Source organism: Streptomyces sp. NPDC052496, assembly GCF_040679095.1.
Lineage (GTDB): Bacteria > Actinomycetota > Actinomycetes > Streptomycetales > Streptomycetaceae > Streptomyces.
Window position 1 is genome coordinate 21,639 of record NZ_JBFAUH010000053.1, and the last position, 7,223, is coordinate 28,861.

Annotated in this window: 8 protein-coding genes; 2 read left to right on the plus strand and 6 right to left on the minus strand. The window is 74.5% G+C overall.

Annotation, left to right across the window (positions count from 1 at the left end; translation table 11 throughout):
* Window positions 1–10: 10 nt before the first annotated feature.
* Window positions 11–1,435 (minus strand): inositol monophosphatase family protein, encoded by a 1,425-nt coding sequence (locus AB0L45_RS38575; protein WP_365848464.1) that lies wholly within the window; start codon window positions 1,433–1,435, stop codon window positions 11–13.
* 115 nt (window positions 1,436–1,550) lie between these two features.
* Here AB0L45_RS38575 and AB0L45_RS38580 point away from each other — a divergent pair, with 115 nt between their 5' ends.
* Window positions 1,551–2,258 (plus strand): RraA family protein, encoded by a 708-nt coding sequence (locus AB0L45_RS38580; RefSeq protein WP_365848465.1) that lies wholly within the window; start codon window positions 1,551–1,553, stop codon window positions 2,256–2,258.
* Window positions 2,259–2,311: 53 nt separating this feature from the next.
* Here AB0L45_RS38580 and AB0L45_RS38585 read toward each other — a convergent pair whose 3' ends face one another.
* The 5 genes from AB0L45_RS38585 to AB0L45_RS38605 all read right to left on the minus strand — a co-directional run bounded on the left by AB0L45_RS38585 (window position 2,312) and on the right by AB0L45_RS38605 (window position 6,566).
* Entirely contained in the window at window positions 2,312–2,755 is a 444-nt protein-coding gene (locus AB0L45_RS38585; RefSeq protein WP_365848466.1) for a DUF732 domain-containing protein, read from the minus strand.
* Window positions 2,756–2,881: 126 nt separating this feature from the next.
* Window positions 2,882–3,577: a transcriptional regulator gene (locus AB0L45_RS38590; RefSeq protein WP_365848467.1), complete on the minus strand. Its 696-nt coding sequence runs from the start codon at window positions 3,575–3,577 to the stop codon at window positions 2,882–2,884.
* Window positions 3,574–5,577, minus strand: coding sequence for a beta-N-acetylglucosaminidase domain-containing protein (locus AB0L45_RS38595; RefSeq protein WP_365848468.1), 2,004 nt, complete (start codon window positions 5,575–5,577; stop codon window positions 3,574–3,576). The genes AB0L45_RS38590 and AB0L45_RS38595 overlap by 4 nt, the downstream gene beginning before the upstream one ends.
* A 168-nt stretch (window positions 5,578–5,745) precedes the next feature.
* Window positions 5,746–5,916 carry a DUF6126 family protein gene (locus AB0L45_RS38600; RefSeq protein WP_365848469.1) on the minus strand — a complete coding sequence of 57 codons (171 nt, stop codon included), beginning with the start codon at window positions 5,914–5,916 and terminating at the stop codon, window positions 5,746–5,748.
* Window positions 5,917–5,936: 20 nt separating this feature from the next.
* Complete coding sequence (locus AB0L45_RS38605; RefSeq protein ID WP_365848470.1) at window positions 5,937–6,566, minus strand: XRE family transcriptional regulator; 630 nt, start codon at window positions 6,564–6,566, stop codon at window positions 5,937–5,939.
* Between the two features lie 169 nt (window positions 6,567–6,735).
* Between AB0L45_RS38605 and AB0L45_RS38610 the strand changes: the two genes are divergently transcribed.
* Window positions 6,736–7,176, plus strand: a complete 441-nt coding sequence (locus AB0L45_RS38610) for a ribonuclease (RefSeq protein ID WP_365848471.1) — start codon at window positions 6,736–6,738, stop codon at window positions 7,174–7,176.
* Window positions 7,177–7,223: the final 47 nt, after the last annotated feature.

The following is a 7,223-nucleotide window of genomic DNA, read 5'->3' on the forward strand; positions in this document are numbered from 1 at the left end:
GGCCGCCCCCTCAGGGGCGCCACCCGGTCTCCGCCGCCCACGCCTCCGCGACCTCGGCCACCAGGTCCACGACCGGGTCCTTGACCTCCGCGTAGCTGCCCATGTCGGCCGTACGGTGGGCCAGTTCACGCTTGAAGCGGGCGTACGCCGGGACCGCCCCGGGGTGCGCGCGGAACCAGTCGCGGAAGAGCAGCGCCAGCCGCTCGTTCGGCGAACCCGTGCGCCGGACGTGCAGGTTGACGTCCGGCCCGGGGCCGCCGCGCCGCGACCACAGCCGCTTCGCCCACCGGGCCGGATCGTCGTCCCGGCCCGCCGGCACGTGGTCGCTCTCGTACGGCGAGCGGACGAACCCCCGTGCCGCCAGCGGCGCGTCGAAGGCGTCCGCGGCCGCTGCCAGGTCCGCCACGCTCACCTGGAGGTCGAAGACCGGCTTCGCCGCCATCCCCGGCACCGACGTGCTCCCGATGTGTTCGGCGCGCCGGGCCACCGGGGCGAGCAGGGACAGCAACTCCGCGGTGAGCGCGGCGCCTTCGGCCGCCCACCCCGGGTGGGCGTCGACCAGGAGCGCCCGCGCGTCGTGCCCCTCCCCGGACTCCGCCACGACCTCCAGGTACGCGTCGTGCAACGGCCCGTGCGTGATCAGCACCGAGCCGTCCCCTTCCAGGACGGGCGCGCCGGTGAGGTCCGTGACCCGGCCGCCGGCCTCCGCGACGAGCACCGGCAGCGGGGCGAGGTTCTCGTACCCCAGCGCAGGACCCGCGACCACCAGGGCGTCCGCCCGCCCGGCGAGCACGTCCAGCACGCCGCCCTCGGAGGGGACGAGGAACACCCGCCGGTGCAGCGCCGTCAGCAGCGTCTCCGGCCAGCCCGCGATGTGGTGCGCCTGTGTCCGGGCCCCGCTCAAGCTGGTGCGGGCGCCGCCCCCGCCCGGCTCGCGGCGGCCGCCGGCGCGCAGCCGTCCGTGGTCCGTCCGCAGCGCCTCCAGCGGGTCCGGGTCCGCGCCGAGCAGCAGCCGGCAGCCGAGGCCGCGCCCGGCCGCCACCGTCTGACGGCTCATCGGGAAGTGCACCACGCCGATCGCGGGCCCGTACTCGTCCTCGTACGCCAGGTCGCAGGAGAACGTGGGCACCCGGTCGGTGAACCGCCGGGTACCGTTGACCGGACCGATCACCCAGCGCCGCCCGGACGTGCCGGCCCGCGGCCCGGCCTCCTCGCCGAGCACGGCGTCCTCCGGGTACGCGGCGGCCAGTTCCCTGCGTACGAAGTCCTCGACGGCGAGGTCCGCCGCGGTCACCTCGGTGCCGTCCACCGTGCGCACGGCGGTCGGGCCCGCGTGGAACGCTTCGGCGCTCATCCGCCCGGCGCGCGTGGCGAGACGGACGGCGAAGGCGAACAACTCCGGGGAGACGGGCGGGGCGTCGTTGCTGTGATCCATGACGAGAGCCTGTCACAGGCCCTGGCGTGCCGGAGCGGCGGCGGTGGAAGGTGTGCGCAACTCGCCCGTCCGGTATCGGCATCGGTACCGGACCCGCCCGGAGAAGGAGTGCGGCATGGAACACGAAGAGCTGCGACAGCGCTTCGCCACGCTGACCACGGCCCACCTCGCGGACGCGTGCCTGCGCGCCCGGACACCGGTGCGCTGCGCGCCCCCGCCGCTGCGGGCCCTGACCCCGGGCACCCGGCTGGCCGGGCGCGTGCTGCCCGCCCGGCACGTCGGCAGCGTCGACATCTTCCTCGAAGCGCTGGACGCCGCCGCCCCGGGCGATGTGCTGGTGGCCGACAACGCCGGGCGGACCGACGAGAGCTGCGTCGGCGACCTCGTGGCCCTGGAGGCGCAGGCCGCCGGACTGGACGGCATCGTCATCTGGGGCCTGCACCGGGACACGGCCGACCTGCGGGAGATCGGCCTGCCCGTCTTCAGCCTGGGCGCGACCCCCACCGGGCCACGGCGCCTGGACGCCCGTCCGGACGGCGCGCTGGACAGCGCCACGGTGGGGGAGTGGACCGTCGGCCGCGCCGACCTGGTGCTGGGCGACGACGACGGGGTGCTCTTCCTGCCCGCCGCGGACGCCGGTGCGCTCCTCGTGCTCGCGGAGTCGGTCCGCGACACCGAACGCCGGCAGGCCGACCGGGTCCGGGACGGCGAGCCGCTGCGCCGGCAGCTCCGGTTCGCCGCGTACCTCGCCGCACGCCGGCACGACCCCGCACTCACCTTCCGCGAGCACCTGCGGGCCGTGGGCGGAGCCGTCGAGGAATGACGGCCCCGTGCCACCTCACACGGAAGGCCTGCGGCCGGAAAGGCCCGCGCCGCTCAATTCTTCGGGCACAGGTGGGTGCGCACGGCCTGCAGAATCTTCTCCGCCTGCTCCGGGGTGAATTGCGTCGCCCCGGAGAAACGCTGCTTGGTCTGGTCCACCTGCTTGGCGTGGTCCTTCGGGAAGGAGTGGACCGTGCCGCAGGTGCTTCTGCCGCGGCTCACCGCGCGTTCCGGTTTGCCGTTCACGATGTCCCGGGATATCGCGTCCAGGGCGGCGATGTAGCGCGCCTGCGTCGCGGCGTCCGGCTTCGGGGGAATTCCCAGCCGCGCCTCCGCGTCGGCGATCGCCTTGGAGGGCGCCTGGTCCGCCGACGGGGCACCGGAACCCGTCGGCGACGCGGCCGGCCGGCTCTCGCTCTTGGCGCTGCCGCCGCACGCGGTGAGTCCCGCGGCCGCGACGAGAGCGGCGGACAAGGCGATGGTGGTGCGGTGTTTCACGATTCTCCCCTGACCCGTGGACATGAGCGGTCATTCTGGCAGGGAAATCGCCCGATGCTAAGAGGAATTGGAAAAAAATAAAGCTCCCTGTTTCCGCGGGCGGAGCGGCGCGCCGCCCGTGGGCGGTCATTCCCCGAGCGCCGTCCAGAACATCAGCTCGTACGCCTGGAGCAGCCGGCCGTACCGGTACGCGAGGCGGGGCGTGACCCGCGACGCGCCGAGGCCGTGCCGTACCGCGTCGTGGGCCAGGCGGGTGAGGTCCGCGGCGGGTTCGGCGAAGAAGTCGAAGAAGGCGCACGCCGCGTCGGGGAAGGCGTAGCGGGTGCGCAGGGCGGTCGCGACGGTGGCGCAGTAGCCGCCCCAGGACGCGAAGTTGGCGGTCAGGGCGATCACCACGTCGGCGGGTTCCGCCGTCAGCGCGAGCCGGGCCACGTACGACGGGTACGCCTGGCAGCCGGCCCGCGGCGCGTACTCCCGTACGGCGTGCGCGGCCGGTCCGCAGGCGTCCGCGAGGCCCCGCAGCGCGTCGAGCGCCTGCGCCTCCCCGTCGGCCAGCGCCTCGAAGTACGCCGCCACCGGCGGGTCGCCGTCGGCGCGGCGCGCCAGGTGGCGGAAGCTGCGCCGGTCGGAGTCGATGATCAGGTGCTGTTCCAGGGCGAGCACGGTGAACACCGCGCGCGGCGCCGCACCCGCGGCGATCCGCGCCACGAGCGGGTTGCCGGACGCACCGGGCGCCAGCTCGCGCGCCGCGTCTTCCAGGAGGGCGTCGGCGCCGGCCGGGCCCGGCCCTCCGGAGGGGGTTGCTTCGCTCTCAGGGGTCATGACCGGGTCTCCTGGGTACGGTCCTGCGGCGCGGCCGCACGGTGCTGCGTACGGTCCCGCGTACGGTCCTGCCGCCCGGCGGCGCCGTCCTTGCCGTCATGTTCGGCGATGGCGTCCGCGACGAAGGTGTCCACCACGCCGTCGGCGACGCGGACCGGCACCCGTTTGCCGTCCATGCCGGCATAGACGTACGACTTCGCGGTCTCGACCAGCGCCGGGAGCCGCTCGCGCAGCCGCCGCGCCGCCGCCTCGTCGCCCGTACGGGACGCCTGGACCATGCGCAGCGCCGTACGGGCGGCGCGGCCCCACGCGGCCGTCGCGTCCAGCCAGGGCCCGCTGTCGGCGAGGAAACCGCGGTCGGGGAGGGAGGCGCGCAGGACGCCCGGTGCGCTCTGGAGCACGCGCAGCGTCGCGTCCAGGCGTTTCGCGCTCCCGCCGGCCCGGAAGCGGCGGACGGCGGCGGCCAGCTCGGGCGCCTGCCGGGGGTTGAGGGCGGAGCCGTACTGGGCGTCGGCGAAGGCGCGGAGGGCGCGTGCGGTGCGCGGGGAGCCGCCGGACAGCTCCTCGATCGCCGCGGTCCAGGAGGTGCGGGCGTCGTAGGCGTGGTCGTTCCACGCGTAGTCGGCGACGGTGAACAGGGCGATCTTGGAAGCGGCGGGCTGGATCATGGGATTGGCCGTGATGCCCGCCAGCCGCTCCGGCAGCCCCCGCTCGCGCCCGTGGAAGGGACCGAGCAGCAGCCGGCTGGTGACGTAATCGTTGACCGGATAGTTGTCCCAGGTCAGGATCGGGTGCCCGAAGACCTGCCGGGCCGCGTCCGCCTGGGCGACGGTCATCACCGGCGCGATGACCCCCACCCCGGTCCACTCCACGAGCACGTCCGGGTCGAGCCGGCTGCTGAGCGCCGCCTTGTAGGGCGTCGCCCGTACGTCGTAGTACTCGGTCGGCACCATCTGGAGCGGCTGCGCCCCGGCGTCCCGGTGCCCGGCGATGAACTCACGGTTCACCCGGTTCAGCAGGTGCGCCTGAGCGGTTCCGGCAGCGCCGCCGCCGGTGCCGAAACGTTCCCGGTCGGCGGCGCAGTTCCAGTCCGTGTAGCTGATGTCGTCCAGCGGCACGGCGAAGGTCCGTACGCCGATGTCCCACAGCGCCTGGAACTTGCCGGTCAGCGCCTTGAGGTCGGCGTCCGAGCTGTAGCAGACGGACAGGCCGGGGGAGAGCGCGTAGCTGAACTCCACGTGCCGGGCCCGCGCGCGGTCCACCAGCTCCTTGAGCCGCGCGAGCTGGTCCGCCGGGTACGGCGAGCGCCACTTCTCGCGCAGGTACGGGTCGTCCTTGGGCGAGTAGACGTACGTGTTCATCTTGTGCGCGCCGTAGAAGTCGAGCTGGTCCAGGCGCGCGGCGTGCGACCAGGGGGTGCCGTAGAAGCCCTCGATGACGCCGCGCAGCCGGGTGGCGGGCCAGTCGCGTACGGCGGTGCCGCGCACCCGGGCGCCGGGGCGGTCGCGGTGCGGCAGGAGCTGGCGCAGCGACTGGGCGGCGTAGTACGTGCCGGTGGCGTCCGTGCCGGCCAGCGCGATCCGGCCGTCGCCGACGGCGAGCGCGTACCCCTCGGCCGGCAGCCCGGTGGTGCCGCGCACGCCGAGGTCCGCCAGGGTCCGCGCGGCGCCCGCGCCGTCCACGTACACGGTCAGGCCCCGGCCCGCCGCCGCGGCCCGGACGACCCGGTCGGCGCCGGCCCGGCGCAGCGCCCGCTCGACGACTTCCAGCGCGGCGCGGTCGGCCTGCGGCCCGGCCACGACCGTGACGGTCGGGGTGACGGTGACCCGGCCGCCGAGGGCGCGGACGGACTGCGGTGCCGGGGTGATGGCGGGACCGGCGGCCGGCCGGCTGTCCCGGCCGCCCTCGGGGCCGGTGGCCCCGGCGGGCGGACCGGTCAGCGGGACGGCGGCCAGGGCCAGGGCGAGGGCGGCGGTGGCCGCGGTGCGCGTGCGGTGCATCCTTCGGTCCTCCTCGGTGCCACGAGGTGCGCGGAACAGCCGTGGTGCGTGCGCGACGCGCGACAGCAGGTTTCACCCGGCGCGGGCGGAGGACAATGGACTTTTGCGCCGGGTGGCCGGACGTTCCGGAGGTGGCATCGTTCCCGGAGGGCCAGGGGAGGCGGCGCCTCAGCGGTTCTTCGCGATGATGAAGATGATGCTCATGAAGGCCAGCAGCACGTGGGTGGCCACGACGTAGATGAAGACGCGTACGTAGACGCCGCGCGGCGGCTTGTTCTCCACGTACTTGCGCGCGGACGCCGGAGCGGCGGCGGCCTGGGGGGTGGGGTCGTCGGACATGGCAGAGGTTCCTTCCTCGGTCACAGGCCGCGGCGCGGTGCGGTGTCGCCGAGGCACAGCTCGGCCGCGCCGCTCTGCAGCAGCGTGTGGACGAACAGCAGCTCCGTGCCGCCGCGGGTGGCGGCGGCGATGCGGTGCGGGGTCAGCGAGTCGAAGTGGGCGGCGTCGCCGGGGTCGAGGAGGTGCACGGTCTCACCGAGCGTGAGCCGCAGCCGCCCCTTGAGGACGTACAGCCACTCCTCGCCCGCGTGCACCCGCACCAGGTCGCCCTGCGCGCGCTGCGGCACGTGCACCCGCAGGGCCTGCATGGCCCGTCCGGCGCCGCCCAGGGTCCAGTACGTCCAGCCGCCCGCCTCGGACGGCTCGGCGCGGCCGGCCCGGATGACCGGATCCCGTTCCGGCGCCGTCTCGCCCAGCAGATCGGATACCGTTGTTCCGTACATACGTGCCAGGGCGAGCAGCATCGGCAGCGACGGCTGGCGCTGGTTGGTCTCCAGCCGCGACAGGTGTGCGGGCGAGAGCCCCACCCGGCGGGCGGCCGTCTCCAGCGTGAGGCCGGTACGGCGCCGCAGCTCGCGCAGCCGGGGCGCGACGGAGGGCAGATCCTCGGGCAGCTCGCCCGGGGCGGGCTCGGCAGCGGTGTCGCTCATGCACCCGGTATAGACAGGTTTCGCCTCTCAGGCAAAAGTTTTGCCCGTGAGGCAAAAAGGCATTTCGCCGCAATCCCCTCGTTCAGCCGGGCGTCATCCCGTGAACTCGCGGGAAACAACCGCCCTTTGTTATTGACAGGTACCTGTCTACGCGCGTCATGCTGTGTCCATGAAGATCCCCCCACGCATCACCCGGTTCGGCGCCGTCGGCGCCCTCGCCTCGGCCCTGCTCGTCGGCGGGCCCGCCCTCGCCGCCACACCCACGACGGCCGCCGCCCCCGTGGCGCACACGGCCACCGCCCGCCCGGCCGCGCAGGTCAAGGCCGTCGGCGACATCTGCTACTCCAAGCTGCCCTCGCAGGCCCACGACACCCTGGACCTGATCGCCAAGGGCGGCCCCTTCCCGTACCCGAAGGACGGCACGGTCTTCAGCAACCGGGAGGGCGTCCTCCCCGCGCAGCAGAGCGGCTACTACCACGAGTACACCGTGAAGACGCCCGGCTCCCCGGACCGCGGAGCCCGGCGCATCGTGACCGGTGACAAGAAGAACGAGGACTACTACACCGCGGACCACTACAAGTCGTTCGACCTGGTCGACCGGGGCTGCTGAAACGATCATCCGGACGGAGCGGCGGAGGCCGGGGCACTGCCCCGGCC

Coding starts and splice junctions, on each gene's coding strand:
- AB0L45_RS38595 (WP_365848468.1), bottom strand. CDS start 5,577: ATGCACCGCACGCGCACCGCGGCCACCGCCGCCCTCGCCCTGGCCCTG.
- AB0L45_RS38610 (WP_365848471.1), top strand. CDS start 6,736: ATGAAGATCCCCCCACGCATCACCCGGTTCGGCGCCGTCGGCGCCCTC.
- AB0L45_RS38600 (WP_365848469.1), bottom strand. CDS start 5,916: ATGTCCGACGACCCCACCCCCCAGGCCGCCGCCGCTCCGGCGTCCGCG.
- AB0L45_RS38575 (WP_365848464.1), bottom strand. CDS start 1,435: ATGGATCACAGCAACGACGCCCCGCCCGTCTCCCCGGAGTTGTTCGCC.
- AB0L45_RS38590 (WP_365848467.1), bottom strand. CDS start 3,577: ATGACCCCTGAGAGCGAAGCAACCCCCTCCGGAGGGCCGGGCCCGGCC.
- AB0L45_RS38580 (WP_365848465.1), top strand. CDS start 1,551: ATGGAACACGAAGAGCTGCGACAGCGCTTCGCCACGCTGACCACGGCC.
- AB0L45_RS38605 (WP_365848470.1), bottom strand. CDS start 6,566: ATGAGCGACACCGCTGCCGAGCCCGCCCCGGGCGAGCTGCCCGAGGAT.